The sequence below is a fragment of the Streptomyces mexicanus genome (assembly GCF_902506575.1).
Taxonomy (GTDB): Bacteria; Actinomycetota; Actinomycetes; order Streptomycetales; family Streptomycetaceae; genus Streptomyces; species Streptomyces mexicanus.
Window position 1 is genome coordinate 3,790,146 of sequence record NZ_LR732544.1, and the last position, 15,712, is coordinate 3,805,857.

Annotated in this window: 13 protein-coding genes and 1 pseudogene; 2 read left to right on the top strand and 12 right to left on the bottom strand. The window is 74.4% G+C overall.

Features of this window, described 5'->3' with window-relative positions:
* Both GV126_RS16875 and GV126_RS16880 read right to left on the bottom strand, forming a co-directional pair.
* Nucleotides 1-260, bottom strand: a pseudogene (locus tag GV126_RS16875) (hypothetical protein); the annotation flags it as partial.
* Nucleotides 250-840, bottom strand: coding sequence for an RNA polymerase sigma factor (locus tag GV126_RS16880; RefSeq protein WP_159667418.1), 591 nt, complete (start codon nt 838-840; stop codon nt 250-252). The gene GV126_RS16880 and the pseudogene GV126_RS16875, both read right to left, overlap by 11 nt.
* Before the next feature lie 219 nt (nt 841-1,059).
* On the opposite strand from GV126_RS16880, the gene GV126_RS16885 reads away from it, so the two are divergent.
* Nucleotides 1,060-3,042, top strand: a complete 1,983-nt coding sequence (locus GV126_RS16885; RefSeq protein ID WP_159667421.1) for an NAD-binding protein — start codon at nt 1,060-1,062, stop codon at nt 3,040-3,042.
* A gap of 71 nt (nt 3,043-3,113) precedes the next feature.
* Here GV126_RS16885 and GV126_RS16890 read toward each other — a convergent pair whose 3' ends face one another.
* Complete coding sequence (locus GV126_RS16890) at nt 3,114-4,982, bottom strand: S9 family peptidase (RefSeq protein ID WP_236570027.1); 1,869 nt, start codon at nt 4,980-4,982, stop codon at nt 3,114-3,116.
* 153 nt (nt 4,983-5,135) lie between these two features.
* On the opposite strand from GV126_RS16890, the gene GV126_RS16895 reads away from it, so the two are divergent.
* Nucleotides 5,136-5,969 carry an SURF1 family protein gene (locus GV126_RS16895; protein ID WP_159667424.1) on the top strand — a complete coding sequence of 278 codons (834 nt, stop codon included), beginning with the start codon at nt 5,136-5,138 and terminating at the stop codon, nt 5,967-5,969.
* Nucleotides 5,970-6,125: 156 nt separating this feature from the next.
* Here the strand turns inward: GV126_RS16895 and GV126_RS16900 are convergent, their stop codons facing one another.
* The 9 genes from GV126_RS16900 to GV126_RS16940 all read right to left on the bottom strand — a co-directional run bounded on the left by GV126_RS16900 (nt 6,126) and on the right by GV126_RS16940 (nt 15,618).
* The gene (locus tag GV126_RS16900; protein WP_236570028.1) at nt 6,126-7,835 is read right to left on the bottom strand and encodes a hypothetical protein; all 1,710 of its coding nucleotides are present in this window, start codon (nt 7,833-7,835) and stop codon (nt 6,126-6,128) included.
* Nucleotides 7,832-8,407, bottom strand: a complete 576-nt coding sequence (locus GV126_RS16905; RefSeq protein ID WP_028421083.1) for a SigE family RNA polymerase sigma factor — start codon at nt 8,405-8,407, stop codon at nt 7,832-7,834. Before GV126_RS16905 ends, GV126_RS16900 begins: the two co-directional genes overlap by 4 nt.
* A gap of 446 nt (nt 8,408-8,853) precedes the next feature.
* Entirely contained in the window at nt 8,854-9,951 is a 1,098-nt protein-coding gene (locus tag GV126_RS16910; RefSeq protein WP_159667427.1) for an aspartate-semialdehyde dehydrogenase, read from the bottom strand.
* Nucleotides 9,952-9,994: 43 nt separating this feature from the next.
* Nucleotides 9,995-11,272, bottom strand: coding sequence for an aspartate kinase (locus GV126_RS16915; protein WP_159667430.1), 1,278 nt, complete (start codon nt 11,270-11,272; stop codon nt 9,995-9,997).
* A gap of 197 nt (nt 11,273-11,469) precedes the next feature.
* Nucleotides 11,470-12,399, bottom strand: a complete 930-nt coding sequence (locus GV126_RS16920) for a LysR family transcriptional regulator (RefSeq protein WP_159667433.1) — start codon at nt 12,397-12,399, stop codon at nt 11,470-11,472.
* Nucleotides 12,396-13,625 (bottom strand): MFS transporter, encoded by a 1,230-nt coding sequence (locus GV126_RS16925; protein WP_159667436.1) that lies wholly within the window; start codon nt 13,623-13,625, stop codon nt 12,396-12,398. The genes GV126_RS16920 and GV126_RS16925 overlap by 4 nt, the downstream gene beginning before the upstream one ends.
* 260 nt (nt 13,626-13,885) lie before the next feature.
* Entirely contained in the window at nt 13,886-14,545 is a 660-nt protein-coding gene (locus GV126_RS16930; protein WP_159667439.1) for a DUF5063 domain-containing protein, read from the bottom strand.
* Nucleotides 14,538-15,137 (bottom strand): recombination mediator RecR, encoded by a 600-nt coding sequence (gene recR / locus GV126_RS16935; protein WP_028421086.1) that lies wholly within the window; start codon nt 15,135-15,137, stop codon nt 14,538-14,540. Before recR ends, GV126_RS16930 begins: the two co-directional genes overlap by 8 nt.
* 136 nt (nt 15,138-15,273) lie before the next feature.
* The gene (locus GV126_RS16940) at nt 15,274-15,618 is read right to left on the bottom strand and encodes a YbaB/EbfC family nucleoid-associated protein (protein ID WP_159673815.1); all 345 of its coding nucleotides are present in this window, start codon (nt 15,616-15,618) and stop codon (nt 15,274-15,276) included.
* Between the last annotated feature and the right edge of the window lie 94 nt (nt 15,619-15,712).

The window sequence follows — 15,712 nt, forward strand, 5'->3', positions numbered from 1 at the left end:
CGCACACGCCCCTCGTGCCCCGTCGCGCCCCGCGTGAGCGCCTGGGCCACCCGCATCTCGAACCCGACCGGCGGCTCACTGCCCGGCAGCAGCCCGATCAGCCGGTCACCGACCTCGGTCAGCTGCCGGATCAGCTCGCGGCAGTCCGCGCACCGCTCCAGGTGCTCCACGGCACCGGCGCGTTCGCGGCCCGGCAGCACCCCGAGCGCGAGTTCGGGGCCGATCTCGCGCAGCTTCTCGCAGGTCAGGTCAGTGGCCATGGTCGTCGCCTCGCCGGTCGGACGCGAGGGTGGCGCGCAGCTTGCCCATCGCCGCCCGGATGCGCGTCTTGGCGGTGCCCAGCGGTATCCCCTCCCGTTCGGCGATCTGCTGGGCGGTCATGCCGTAGATGCCCGCCATCACCAGGGCGCGGCCCTGTTCGGGCGGCAGTTGCGCCACGGCCGCGCGCAGCCGGGAGGACGCCTCGTCCGCCAGGGCCTGCTGCTCGGGGGTGTGGCTGGCGACGCCGAGCACCGCGTCCAGGTCCTCGGGTGCCACCGGCCCCGCCCGCCGGGCGCGGACGGCGTCGATGGCCAGGTTGTGGGCGATGGTGGTCAGCCAGGTGGTCACCGAACCCCGCCGGGAGTCGTAGATCTGCGCGTGGCGCCACGCCCGCTCGAAGGTCTGCTGGGCGATGTCCTCGGCGAGCTGCGGATCCCCGACGACGGCGACGGCGACGCCGAAGACCCGGTGCTGGAACCTCCGGACGAAGCTGACCGCCAGTTCCGGGTCACCGGTGGCCAGCCCGGACAGCAGAGCCTCGTCCGGGAGACGCCCCACGGGGAACCGGAACCTCGACATGCCGTATATACGCCCCGCCTGTGGCCAGGGATTGCGCTGTCTCGATTGTCTCCCTGGTCAGGGGCTTCCGCTCGGCCCCGGCGACCGCCCCCGTCCCCACCGCGCACCGCCCGCGCCCGCCGCTCGACTTCCTGGAACCACCCGTCCGGTCCGGCAGTCTTTCCCCCCGTGGGGAGCGTTCCGTTTCAGGGTGGTGCGCCCGAGGACAGAGGCGCGCACATGGTGGTGTGCGGCGACGACGGGCTCGCGCACCGGTTGGCCGCCGAGCTGCGCGGCGTGTACGGCGAGCAGGTCACGCTGGTGGTGCCGCCGCGCCAGCGCACGGTACGGCCCCCGGTGGTCGGCCGCACCCGCACGGCCTCGGCCCTGCTGGACCGCGTGGTCAGCGCGGCCGTGAACCGGGCCGGCGGCGGCAGCGGCGGCGCACCGGCGGGCAGCGGCCCGGCGGAGGGCGGACGCCCGGGCGGCGGCACCGACCGCGTGCTGGAGGCCGCCGAGGTCTCCGAGACGGTGCTGGCGGAGGCGGGCGTGGAGCGGGCGGCCGCGCTGGCCCTCGTGTACGACGACGACGAGACCAACATCCGCGCCGCGCTCACCGCCCGCCGGCTCAACCCGCGGCTGCGGCTCGTCCTGCGCCTGTACAACCGGCGGCTGGGCCAGCACATCGAGGAACTCCTCGACCAGGCGGCCGCCCTGGCGACCGGGGACGACGGCGTCCTCCTCGGCGGTGACGCCTCCACGACCGTGCTGTCCGACGCCGACACCGCCGCGCCCGCGCTGGCCGCCAGCGCCGTGGCCGGGACCACCAAGGTGGTGCAGACGGACCGGCTGCTGCTGCGCGCGGTGGAACGCCCGCCGCCCGCGCCCGGGCAGGTCGCCGACCCCGGGCTGTGCACCCTGGCGCTGCTGTCGGCGACGAGCAGCGACCCGGCCGGGGCCGACGGCTCCGAGGGCAGCGGCGAGCAGCGGCCCCGGCTGCTGCCGGACGAGGCGGCCGTACGGGCGGCCACCGGACGCGGGACGGTGGTGCTGGAGCAGGTCGACACCGGCCGGTCGCTTCCCGCCGGGCGCGGCAGCGGTGTCGTGCCCCCGCTCGCCTCGCTGTTCTCGCGGCGGCTGCGGTGGTCGGTGGCGGGCCTGGTGGCGTGCGTGTTCGCGCTCGCGGTGGCGTTGTGGCTGGTGACCGGCGTGCATCCGCTCGGCGCGCTGTACCTGACGCTGCTCGACCTGTTCGCCATCGACGATCCCGCGGTGGGCCAGCCGGTGGGCCGGCAGGTGCTGCAACTGCTGTCCGGACTGGTCGGGTTGCTGCTGCTGCCGGTGCTGCTGGCCGCGGTGCTGGAGGCGCTGGGGACGTTCCGGACGGCGTCCGCGCTGCGCAAGCCGCCGCGCGGGCTCGGCGGGCACGTGGTGCTGCTGGGGCTGGGCAAGATCGGCACCCGGGTGCTGACGCGGCTGCGGGGACTGCAGGGCCCGGGGGTGTGCGTGGAGTCGGATCCCGAGGCGCGGGGCCTTGCGACGGCACGGCGGCTGCGGGGGCCGGGGGGGCTCGGCGACGTCACGCAGGAAGGCGTGCTGGAGGCGGCGAAGATCCACCGCGCGCAGGCGCTGCTCGCGGTGACGAGCGCGGACACCACGAACCTGGAGGCCGCGCTGTACGCGCGGACCGTACGACCCGACCTGCGCGTCGTGCTGCGGCTGTACGACGACGACTTCGCGACCGCGGTGTACCGCACCCTGCGGGCCGCGCACCCGCGGGCGCGGACGCGGAGCCGCAGTGTGTCGCACCTGGTGGCGCCCGCGTTCGCCGGGGCCATGTACGGCCGGCAGATCCTCGGGGCGATCCCGGTGGAGCGGCGGGTGCTGCTGTTCGCGTCCGTGGACGTGGCCGGGCATCCGCAGCTGGAGGGGCGGACGGTGGCGGATGCCTTCCGGCCCGGGCACTGGCGGATTCTGGCGCTGGACCCCGGCGCGCAGGGCGGCGAACGCCGCGAGCCGGCCGGAGGGGGCGGGCGCCGCGAGCCCGTCCCCGGGGGACCGTCCTCCGAGGACACCGGCCCCGCCCCGGGGACGCGGCTCGTCGCGAACCTGCCCCCCACGTACGTGCTCCGCAAGGAGGACCGGGTCGTGCTGGCGGCGACGCGACGCGGGCTGGCGGAACTCCTGGGGCGGCGCGGCCGGGAACCGCAGCCGGACCGGTAGCCCGCGGGGCGGCGCCCGCGCCGCCCCCTCCACACCCCGCGGTGGCCGGGTGCCGGTCGGCTGCCGCGTCGTCAGCCCGGCAGGTGGCGGGCGGCGAAGTCCAGTTCGAGGCGGACCTGCTTGATGCGTTCGTCGACGACCAGGGAGCCGTGGCCGGCGTCGTAGCGGTAGACCTCGTGGACGGCGCCCCGGGCTTCGAGGCGCTTGACGTAGTTCTCGATCTGGCGGATGGGGCAGCGCGGGTCGTTGACGCCGGCGGAGATGTACACCGGGGCCTTGACCTGGTCGACGTAGGTGAGCGGGGAGGAGGCCGCGAAGCGTTCGGGGACTTCCTCGGGGGTGCCGCCCAGCAGGGTGCGGTCCATCGCCTTCAGCGCCTCCATCTCGTCGTGGTACGCCGTGACGTAGTCGGCGACCGGGACCGCGGCGATGCCCAGCGCCCACGCCTCCGGCTGGGTGCCGAGGCCCAGCAGGGTGAGGTAGCCGCCCCAGGAGCCGCCGGTGAGGATCAGCCGTTCGGGGTCCGCGAGACCGGAGGCGATCGCCCACTCGCGCACCGCGGCGATGTCCTCCAGCTCGATCAGGCCCACCCGGTGCTTGAGCGCGTCCGTCCACGCGCGGCCGTACCCCGTGGAGCCGCGGTAGTTGACGCGGACCACCGCGTAACCGTGGTCCACCCAGGCGGCCGGGCCCGCGGCGAAGGAGTCGCTGTCGTGCCAGGTCGGGCCGCCGTGGATGTCGAACCCCGTGGGCAGCGGGCCCGTGGCCCCCGCCGGCCTCTGCACCAGGGCGTGGATGCGCCCGCCGGGGCCCTCCACCCACACGTCCTCCACCGGGACCGAGCCGGGGCACTTCATCCCGGGCGGGTCCAGGACCACCCGGCCGTCGGTGGAGCGGACCGCGGACGGCTCCGCCGCCGACGACCACAGGTACTCCACGCTGCCGTCCGGGCGGGCCGTCGCCCCGGACACCGTGCCCGGCGGGGTGGGGATCCGCGTCAGCTCACCGCTCGCCAGGTCGTAGCGGAACAGCTCGCTGCGGGCCTCGAAACTGTGCGCGACGAGCAGGCCGCTGCCGTCCGGGTACCACTCGGCGCTGACGTCGCCGGGCAGGTCCAGCGCCAGATCCGTCTCCTCGCCCGTGGCCACGTCCCAGACCAGCGGCTCCCAGCGACCCCGGCGCTGGTGCCCGATCAGCAGGCGCGTGTCGCCGTCGACGGGGGCGAAGCCCAGCACCTCCAGGCCCAGCTCGACGGCGCCGCCCTTGGTGTCGTCCAGCTCGGCGACCGCCGTGCCGTCCGGGCGCAGCACGCGCAGTGCCGAGTGCATGGCGTCGCCGTGCTCGGTGTGCTCGATCGCGATGAGCGTGCCGTCGTGGGAGAGGTCGCCGACGCCGGCCGACTCGCGGTGCCGGTAGATCTCCACCGGGGGCTCGTCCGAGCCCAGCCGCGCCAGGTGGATGGTCGTGCCGTCCTCGTCCGTGGACCGGCCCACGACCACCGTCCGTCCGTCGCGGCCGAGCGCGAGACCCGCCGGGTACGACGGCTCCAGGCCCGGCACGGCCACCTCGTCGGGGCCCCCGGCGAAGGGCTGGCGGCGCCAGACGCCGAACTCGTCGCCGTCCTTGTCGTCGAACCACCAGATCCACGCGCCGTCCGGGGACAGCGTCCCGTCCGTGGTGCCGTTCGGCCGGTCGGTCGCCTGGCGCTGCTCACCGCTCGCCCGGTCCCAGGCGTACAGCTCGTACGTCCCCGTCGCGTTGGACACGAACAAGGAGCGGTCCGGGGCGTCCTGCGCCCACTCCGGCAGCGACACCCGGGGAGCCCGGAAGCGCTTCTCCCAGTCCGGCATCTCCCCGGCCGTCCCCTGCCGGTCCCCTACGTCCCGCTGGTCCTGCTCGTCCCGCTCGTCCAGAGGCGCGGCCCCGTTGCTCTCAGTCATGGCCCCATACTGCCTGCCCGCGCCGACAACGCGCCGCCCCGCTTCCCCAGCCTGTGGAAAACCGTCCCGGGTGACGACCCGCCGGCCGGCGGCCTGTGGAAAACCCGCACCCCGCGCCCGGCCGATGTCCGGCGGGGCCGTACCGTTGAGGGCGTGTACCGGTTTCTGCTGACGCCCCGCTGGTGGGGCATCAACGTCTTCGCGCTGCTCGCGATCCCGTTCTGCGTCTTCATGGGGTCCTGGCAGCTGAGCCGGTTCGAGGGGCATGTGCGGGACCACCGGAGCGCGACCGAGCAGGCCGCCTCGGCCCGCACCGAGGCGCCGCGCCCGCTGGACCGGCTGCTGCCCGTCGACAAGGCGACCTCCGGCAGACAGGCCACCGCGACCGGCCGGTACGCCAAGCAGCTGCTCGTCCCCGACCGTGAGCTGGACGGCAGGAGCGGCTACTACGTCCTGACGCTGCTGCGGACCGACTCCGGCAAGGCACTGCCGGTCGTGCGCGGCTGGCTGCCCGGCACCGCCGACGCCGCCAAGGCCCCGGCACCGCCCACGGGCCGGGTCACGGTCACCGGGGCGCTGCAGGCGTCCGAGACCCCCGGCGACAACGGCGTCAGCGCCCAGGGCGGGCTGCCGTCCGGGCAGACCTCGGTGATCAGCGCGGCGTCGCTGGTGAACCTCGTGCCCTACGGCGTGTACGACGCGTGGATCACGCTCGACAAGGCCGACCCCGGGATGAAGGCGGTCCCGGCGAAGGCTCCGGAGGGCAGCGGTCTGGACCTGAAGGCGTTCCAGAACCTCGGCTACACCGGTGAGTGGTTCGTCTTCGCCGGATTCGTCGTCTTCATGTGGTTCCGCCTGCTGCGGCGCGAGGTGGAGGCCGCACGGGACGCGGAGCTGGGACTGGCCCCGCAGGCGCCCGACGCCACCCAGGTCCCCGACGCTCCCCGGGCGCCCGAGGCTCCGGAGGAGCGGACCACCACGGTCTGAGCGCGCACACCCCACGAGGCCCGCGGCACCCCGCTCCCGGTTTTCGGCTCCCGGCTTCCCGCTCCCGGCCGCCCACCCGCACCACCCGGTGCGCCGATACGAAACCGGCAGCACCCACCGTGCGCGGCCACGACACCGGCAGCAGCCCGCGCCCGGCTACGACACCGGCAGCACCCCCGTGCGGTACACCGTGCCGGCGCAGGCGTTCGGGACCGTCGCCGAGACCGTCGGCGAGCCCGCCTCCGTTGTGTGGGAGACCTCGACGCTGCCCTCCGCCGTGCCGCCCTCCGTCATCAGCTGGGGCGTGGCACCGGTGTCGGTGCCCGGGGCGGCGCCGGCGGTCTCGCCGGCGTCCTGGCTCGGGGACGGGTCGGGGGACGGGCCACTGGTCTCGCTGCCCCCGCCACCACCGCCGCCGCCGGAGCTGTCGCCGCCTCCCGTGCTGGGGCAGGTCTCGGACGGCACCCAGGCGAACTTCACCTCGTACGCCGCACCCGGCGCCAGCACCAGCCCGGACACCTCGCCCGCCGGATCGGGCAGCCCGCTCGCGGCGTCCCCGGAGGTGTGCGGCACCACACTGATCCTCGTGGCGTCGGCGGCGCCCTGCGCGTGGGTGGTCACGGTGCCGGGGCCGCTGACGGCACAGCTGGTGGAGGAGACGTTGGCGACGTGGAAGGTGCCGTAGACGGCGCCGGTGGTGTCGGGGGCGCCGACCGTGGCGGTGGCGGAGCCGAGCTGGGCTCCGGTGCACTCGGGGACGCCGACGTCGGCGGAGGCCGAGGGGCCGTCCTTGCCGGCTCCCGGGCCGACTCCGCCGGGCGCGGTGCTCGCCCCGGGGCGGTGACCGTCCTTCTTGTCGTTCCTGCCCGGGCCCGTGGCCGCCGCCGAGGAACCGCCGACGGCGCTCTCCCCGCCGTCGGGTCCCTTGCCCTGGCCGGTGCCGCCGTGGGCCTGCGAGGCCTGCCCGGCCATGGCCGGGTTGGCGTCGGCACCGGCGACGTCGGAGACGTGCACGAGGGCGGGGACGGCGGGGCCGAGGAACAGGGCGGCGGCGGCCATGCCGCCCACGGCCTGCCGCTTGCGGGCCCGCCGCGCCGGTACCGCGCGCCGCAGATGCTCCAGCGCGTCCTCGCGCGGTGCGACGTCCTGGACCGCCTCGTGCAGCAACCTGCGCAGGGCCAGCTCGTCCGGGCCGAGCCCGTCGAGGCCCTGGTCGTCGGGGCTGTGGTTCACGTCGTGGTTCCCAGCGTGCGATGGCGTCTCGTCGTGCGGTGGGGCATCACCGCGCAGCCGCGCCTGCGACCGCGACCCCGACCGCGGATGCGGACCGCCCTGCGACGGCGTGCCGCCCTTGTCGTCCGGACGCGCGTCACCCGGCGACCGCGCGCCGCCCTGCCCGTCCGCCTGCGACGAGCCGGTGTTGCCGCCCTGCGGCTGCGGGTCCGAGCCGTCCAGCGACCGCGCGGCCTGCTGCCCGTCCGGCTGCGACGAGCCGACGTCGCCGCCCTGCGGCAGCGAACCTGCGTCGCTCTGCGGCTGCGGGTCCGGTTCGCCGTGCGACCGCGCGACCGTGTCGTCGTCCCCGGGCGGCGGGGCGTCGGCTTGGGCGCCACCGGGTTCCCGCGCCTGCGGGTCGTCCTGTTCCTCCGGCCGCAAGGTGTCGCCCTCGTTCGACCGCGGGGTGTCGCCCTCGTTCGGCCGCGGGGTGTCGCCCTCGTCCGGCCGCGGTGCGTCCTCGCGTCCCCGCGGCGGTGCGCCGCTCCGCTCCCCGCGCGGGTGCCCGGGCCCGCCCTGTGCGCCGGGCGCGTTCGGCGCATCGGGCTCGCGGCGGCGGCGCGCCTCACGCCCTTCGGCAGGCTCGCTCATCGTCGCGCCTCCATCGCGATCCTCAGGGCCGCGATGCCGCGCGAGCCGTACGCCTTGACCGAGCCGATCGATATCCCGAGGGTCTCGGCGACCTGCGCCTCGGTCATGTCCGCGAAGTAGCGCAGCACCAGCACCTCGCGCTGCCGCCGCTGCAGGCCCTTCATCGCCTTGATCAGGGAGTCGCGCTCCAGCTGGTCGTAGGCGCCCTCCTCGGCGCTGGCCATGTCCGGCATCGGCTTGGAGAGCAGCTTCAGGCCGAGGATGCGGCGGCGCAGCGCCGAGCGGGAGAGGTTGACGACGGTCTGCCGCAGGTAGGCGAGCGTCTTCTCGGGGTCGCGGACGCGCCTGCGGGCCGAGTGGACGCGGATGAACGCCTCCTGCACGACGTCCTCGCAGGAGGCGGTGTCGTCGAGCAGCAGCGCGGCCAGGCCGAGCAGCGAACGGTAGTGGGCGCGGTACGTCTCGGTGAGGAGGTCGACGGTCGTGCCGACCGCCGCCGTCTCCTCGGCGCCGTCGCGCTGGGTCGGTATGCGGGTGGGCCGCGCGGCGGGCATGGGGGCGATCACCGGCATGCCGCCGGCCGCGCCGGGGATGACGCGCACGCGCGGTCGGAGCGCCGCGCGGGGCGCGTGCAATGCGGGGCCGCGGGTCGCCGCGCCGAAGTCGAGTACCTCTGCCACGCCAGTTGGACACCCTGCCCCCCTCGGGGGTTGTACGTGCCGGGCATCACTTTTGCGCCGCGTGGTCCAGGTGGCGCCATCGGCGCCCTTCTCGCGTCAGGCAGCACAACAGACGCTGTCTCACGTGCCCTCATGCGTCCCGCTCTTCCCCTGTGTCGTGAAATGACCGGGGCATCCCCATGCCCCGCCGCGTCCCCACGCCCCCGAAGGGTGACCGCATAGACGCGCCCCGCCCTCCGCACGGTTGCGGAGGGCGGGGAGGGAAATCTTCGGACGCCGAGGCAGCACGGTTCAAGTGGTACGGACCGGCGGCCCGCCCCACATGACATGCACAGATCCTACAAAGAGGCCGTCCAGCGGCCGGGGCCCCGCCCCTCTTCGCCGGCGCCGGCCTCCGTCGCGACCAGTTCGGCGAGTTGGGCCAGGTTGAGCGCGGCGCCCTTGCGCAGGTTGTCGCCGCAGACGAAGAGTTCGAGCGCGGTGGGGTCGTCCAGCGCCCGCCGCACCCGGCCGACCCAGGTCGGATCGGTGCCCACCACGTCGGCGGGCGTGGGGAACTCGCCCGCGGCCGGGTCGTCGCACAGCACCACGCCGGGGGCCGTGGCCAGGATCTCGCGCGCCTTGTCGACGGTGACCTCGCTCTCGAAGCGGGCGTGCACCGTCAGCGAGTGCGTGGTGATCACGGGGACGCGTACGCAGGTCACGGCGATCGGCAGCCGGGGCAGCCCGAGGACCCTGCGGGACTCCTCCCGCAGCGCCATCTCCTCCGACGACCAGCCCTCCGCGCACAGCGTCCCGGCCCACGGCACCACGTTCAGCGCCACCGGCTCGGCGAACGGCCCGGTGTCGTCGCCGACGGCCCGCCGTACGTCACCGGGGGCGGTGCCCAGTTCGGTGCCGGCCACCAGGGACAGCTGCCGGCGCAGCGTCTGCACGCCCGCGTGCCCGGCGCCGCTGACGGCCTGGTAGGAGGAGACGGCCAGTTCACGCAGCCCGAACTCGGCGTGCAGCGCGCCCACCGCGACGATCATGGTGAGGGTGGTGGAGCCGGGGCCGGCGATGATGCCGCGCGGACGCAGCCGTGCCGCGTGCGCGTTGACCTCGGGCACCACCAGCGGCACGTCGGTCTCCCGCCGGAACGCGCCGGAGTTGTCGATCACCACCGCGCCCTTGGCCGCGGCCACGGGCACCCACTGGGCGGCGACGTCGCGGGGCACGTCGAACAGGGCGATGTCCACCCCGTCGAACGCCTCCTCGCAGGCCGCGCTCACCTCGACCTCCTCCCCGCGCACGGCCAGCTTGCGGCCGGCCGAGCGCGGGGAGGCGATCAGGCGGATGTCGCCCCAGATGTCCGCACGCTGGGACAGGATCTGGAGCAGGACCGTGCCGACGGCTCCGGTCGCACCCACGACCGCGAGCGTCGGTCGCCCGGTCATCGCCGTACGCCTCCGGGGCGCAGGGTGGGGGCGGGGGCGGTCGTCATCGCCCGGTTCCGCCGTAGACGACGGCCTCGTCGCTGTCGGAGTCGAGCCCGAAGGCGGTGTGCACGGCGCGCACGGCCTCCGGCACGTCGTCCTTGCGGGTGACGACCGAGATACGGATCTCGGAGGTCGAGATCAGCTCGATGTTCACGCCGGCGTCGGACAGCGCGGTGAAGAAGTCCGCGGTGACCCCGGGGTTGGTCTTCATACCCGCGCCGACCAGGGAGATCTTGCCGATCTGGTCGTCGTAGCGCAGGGAGTCGAAGCCGATGCCGGACCGGTTCTTCTCCAGCGCGTCGATGGCCTTGCGGCCCTCGGTCTTCGGCAGCGTGAAGGAGATGTCCGTCAGGCCGGTGGCGGCGGCGGACACGTTCTGCACGACCATGTCGATGTTGATCTCGGCATCGGCGATCGTGCGGAAGATGGCGGCCGCCTCGCCCGGCTTGTCGGGCACGCCGACGACCGTGATCTTGGCCTCGGAGGTGTCGTGCGCGACACCGGAGATGATGGCCTGCTCCACCTTCTTGTCCCCTTGCTCGATCGGCTCGCTGCTGACCCACGTGCCCTGCAGTCCGCTGAAGCTGGAGCGGACGTGGATCGGGATGTTGTAGCGGCGGGCGTACTCCACGCAGCGGTGGAGCAGCACCTTGGACCCGGACGCCGCCAGCTCCAGCATGTCCTCGAAGGAGATCCAGTCGATCTTCCGGGCCTTCTTCACCACGCGCGGGTCGGCGGTGAACACGCCGTCGACGTCGGTGTAGATCTCGCACACCTCGGCGTCGAGGGCGGCGGCGAGAGCGACCGCCGTGGTGTCGGAACCGCCGCGCCCCAGCGTGGTGATGTCCTTCTTGTCCTGGCTGACGCCCTGGAAACCGGCCACGATGGCGATGTTGCCCTCGTCCAGCGCGGTCCGGATGCGGCCCGGCGTGACGTCGATGATCCGGGCTTTGTTGTGGACCGAGTCGGTGATGACACCTGCCTGGCTGCCGGTGAACGACTGGGCCTTGTGACCCAGGTTTTTGATCGCCATGGCCAGCAGGGCCATGGAGATCCGCTCTCCGGCGGTCAGCAGCATGTCGAGCTCGCGCCCGGCAGGCATCGGGGAAACCTGCTCGGCGAGATCGATCAGCTCGTCCGTCGTGTCGCCCATCGCGGAAACGACCACGACAACGTCGTTGCCGTTCTTCTTCGCTTCCACGATCCGCTTGGCGACGCGCTTGATGCCCTCGGCATCGGCTACGGAGGAGCCTCCGTACTTCTGCACGACAAGGCCCACGTGCGCTCCTCGCTCAGTCCGTGTGTGTCGCACCGACGCATATGCGGTGCGGTCGGCTCAGTCTATCGAGCGTCCGAATTTTCCCCCTGCGGTATCGCATGGTGAGACCTCCGGCGCCCGCCGTTCAGGACGACTCATGCCCAGGGGCCGGGACACCACTCGGAACGTGGGCGGGGTCACAACGCCGGGTCGGGCGTTCACCGCACGTGCTCGGCCCGGCGGGCAGCCCGGTGCGTCACCGGCCGCGCCGGCGCGTCGGACGCCGCGCTGAGCAGGGCCGTCTGAAGCGTCGTGGCGTGTGGGTGCGGGTCGGTGCGGGGCCGGACGTAGTGCAAGGTGGCGGGCGGGGCACCGGTCAGCGGCAGGTAGAGGACGTCGGGGTCGGGGTGCTGGGCGGCCACCGACGAGGGCAGCACGCCGACGCCGCGGCGGGCGGCGACGGCGTGCAGGTACTCCTCGATGTTGGTGGTCTCCGCCCCGATCTCGGGAGTGGCGCTTTTCGGCCAGTCGTCGGGGGTGAGGGTGCCGCTGACCGTGTTGACCACCAGGCAGCGCCGCCCGATGTCCCGCCAGGTCACCGTGGACCGGGTGGCGAGCGTGGAGCGCCGGGAGACCGCCGCGACCCGCCCGTCCCGCAGGACTTCCACCGAGGTCAGCCGCGGGTCGGTGACACCGCCCCACAGCAGGGCCGCGTCCACCGCGCCGTCCCGCAGGCCCGCCGTCCGGTCGTCGGTGCGGACCGGCTGCACGAGCACCTGGTGGTGCTCCTCCATGTACTCCATGGCCCGCCGGCCGAGCGTGCGGGGAAAGCCCCACGCGTAGCCGAGGCGGAACGCCGCCTCGGGCTCGGGCGGCCGCAGGGCTGCCTCCAGACGCGGCAGCAGGATGTGCAGCTCCGCCTGGAGCCGGCGGCCCTCCGCGGTGAGCCGGGGATGGCGGGTGCTGCGGTCCAGCAGCGCCCGGCCCAGCGTCTCCTCCAGGCGCCGGATCTGGCGGCTGAGGGTCGGCTGGGAGATCCCGAGGCGGTCGGCGGCCCAGGTGAAGTGCTCTTCCTCGGCGAGGGTGAGGAAGCACCGCAGGTGCTGGATGCCGATGTCCATGCCGGTCACGTTAGTCCTGCCGGTCACGCGGTCGTCCTCGCCGCGGAGTCGTGCGCGCGTTCGCCCGCCGCGCGGCGGCGGACGACGTGCCGTACTGCGGTGAGGTGGAGGACGAGGGCCAGGGCCGCCACCGCCGCGGTGCACCGGGGCAGCGCGGCCGGGGTCACGCCGGCCGCCATGACCGTGCCGCCGAGCGCCGAACCGATCGCGCTGCCCAGATAGACGGCGGAGCTGTTGAGCGCCACGGCGACGGGGGCCTGCTCGGGCCGGGCCGCCATGAGCTGGTGCTGCTGGGGCACCTGCAGCGCCCAGCCCGCCGCCCCCCAGACGACCAGGGGTACGACGAGGGTCCCCAGGGCGCCCGCGGCGGGAGGCAGCACCAGGTGGGCGGCCGTCAGGAGCGCGAGCAGCCATCCGACGACGGCGAAGGGCCGCCGGGTGCGGTCCACGACCGGGCCGATGAGGAGGCTGCCGAGCACCCCGCCCACGCCCCAGGCCCACATCGGGCCGACCGTGCCGGTACGGCCGGCGGCGTCGGCGAGGAAGGGGGCCAGGTAGGTGTACAGCCCCAGGCTGGCCACACCGCCGAGCAGCGACACCACCGCGATCCCCGCGACCCGGCCGTCGGCCAGCACGCGCACGCGGTCCCGCAGGGCGGGCGGCGGACCCGCGGTGGCGGCCGGCAGCAGGGGGATCCCGGCCAGGGCGAGCGCCCCGAGGGCGGTGATCAGCCACAGGGTCCCGCGCCAGCCCACATGGTCGGCGACCAGCACTCCCAGCGGGACGCCGACCACGGTGCCGATGCTCATCCCGCCCATCACCAGCGCCAGGCTGCGGCCCCGGCGCTCCGGTCCGGCCAGGCCCGCCGCCGTCGCCGCGGCCATCGGGGAGTACAGGCCCGCGCCGATCCCGGCCAGGGCCCGGGCCACCAGCAGCACCGGCAGGGCGGGCGCGAGTGCGGTCAGCGCGTTGCCGGCGGTGAACACGGCCAGCGCGCAGGTGAGGACGGCCTTGGCGGAACGGCCGGCCAGCGCGGCGGCGAACACCGGCGCGGCCAGGGCGTAGCACAGGGTGAACACGGTCACCATCTGGCCGGCCGAGGCCGGCGAGACGCCCAGGTCGTCCGCGACCCGGGGCAGGAGGCCCGCCATCACATAGGCGTCCAGGCCCAGCGCGAAGGCGCCGAGGGCGGGCAGCAGCACGTAGCGGCTGCCGTGGGCGGAGGTGGCACAGGTGGTGTCGTTGCCGGTCATCCCGACTCGCTCCCCGTCGGACTCGGTGGCGGCCGGACCGGCCGCCGGGCGAGTGACGCCCGCCGGAACGGTGGGTCCGGCGGGCGGTGTCGTACGGGGGAAGTAGACGGTGAGCGGCGGCCGTGACACCAATGCGGTACCCGCACGATGCATGCGGGCCGCGTATCACGGCAGGTCAGGGGGCAGCGCCGGGTGCGGTGAGCCGTTGGTCACCACAGCACCGGGCCGGCCGGTACCGGTACCGGCGGCGGCTCAGGCGCTCACTGCGCCCGGCCCAGCCCCAGCGGTCCCGCGATCTCCTGGGCCATGACCTTGCCCGCCTCGAACTCCAGGGTCTCGTCGCCCATGCCCTGGTCGGTGTCCAAGCCGTCCAGTTCCTCCAGGGGCTGGTTGAGGCGGACGTGGATGACGACGGACTGCAGGGCGCGCAGGACGGCGGAGACGATGGGGCCCCAGTTGGAGAAGTAGGAGAACTGCCACCACCACAGGGCCTCGGTGGTGCGGCCGGCGCGGTAGTGGGCCATGCCGTGGCGCAGGTCGGTGACGACGTCGGCGAGGTCGTCGGAGATCCGGGCCGGCACCGGGGCCCTGCGCGGCTCGTAGGGGTCGAAGACCTCGGAGTAGACGTCGACCGGCTCCAGCAGGCGGGCCAGGTTCTCCCGCAGGGCGTCGACGTCCTGCTCCGGGCCGAGGTCGGGCTCGTAGCGCTCGTCGGGGACGATGTCCTCGTGCGCGCCGAGCCGGCCGCCGGCCAGCAGCAGCTGGGAGACCTCCAGCAGGAGGAAGGGGATCGCGGAGTCGGGTTCGTCGCCCTTGGCGACCTCCGTGACCGCGACGAGGAAGCTCTCGATCTGGTCGGCGACCTGGACCGCGAAGTCGTCCGGGTTCTGGCCGGTCGCGTGCAGCGTGGCGTCAGACATCTAGCAGTCGTCTCCCCTCGAAGGCGCGACCGAGGGTGACCTCGTCCGCGTATTCCAGGTCGCCACCCACCGGGAGGCCGCTGGCCAGGCGGGTGACCTTCAGGCCCATGGGCTTGATCATCCGGGCGAGGTAGGTGGCGGTCGCCTCGCCTTCGAGATTCGGGTCCGTGGCCAGGATGAGTTCCGTGACCGTGCCGTCCGCGAGGCGGGCCAGCAGTTCCCTGATGCGCAGGTCGTCCGGGCCCACGCCCTCGATCGGGCTGATCGCCCCGCCGAGCACGTGGTACCGGCCGCGGAACTCGCGCGTGCGCTCGATGGCGACGACGTCCTTGGGTTCCTCGACCACGCAGATGACGGACGCGTCGCGGCGGGCGTCGCGGCAGATCGCGCACAGCTCCTCCTGCGCGACGTTGCCGCAGGTCGCGCAGAAGCGGACCTTCGCCTTGACCTCCAGCAGCGCCTGCGCGAGCCGCTTCACGTCCGTCGGTTCCGCCTGCAGGATGTGGAAGGCGATCCGCTGGGCGCTCTTGGGACCGACGCCGGGCAGCCGCCCCAGCTCGTCGATGAGGTCCTGGACCACGCCTTCGTACACCGGACTGCCGTCCCTTCCCGCGTGTTGCTTCGCTTCGTACCGTAGTGGCCGGGCGGCCCCTCAGAAAGGCGGCCCGGGGGAAACCGGAGGACCCGGGGCGATGTCGGCCCCGAGCGGCCTCAGGTTCCGGCCGGCCTCAGAACGGCAGCCCGGGGATGCCGCTGCCGCCGCCCAGGCCCTGGGCGAGCGGGCCGAGCTTCTGCTGCTGCAGCGTCTGGGCGTTCTCGTTGGCCGCCTGGACGGCGGCGACGATCAGGTCCGCCAGGGTCTCGGTGTCCTCCGGGTCCACCGCCTTCGGGTCGATCTTCAGGGCGCGCAGCTCGCCGGCGCCGGTGACGGTGGCCCTGACCAGGCCGCCGCCCGCCTGCCCGTCGACCTCCGTCCGCGCCAGTTCCTCCTGGGCCCGCTGCAGGTCCTGCTGCATCTTCTGGGCCTGCTGGAGCAGCTGCTGCATGTTGGGCTGGCCACCACCGGGAATCACGATCGGCTCCTGCTCTCGTACGGGCATCCGGGTGCGCTGTCGTACGGCATCCGGGCGGGGACCGTCCGCAGTGACCCCGCTGGCACGAGCCTAC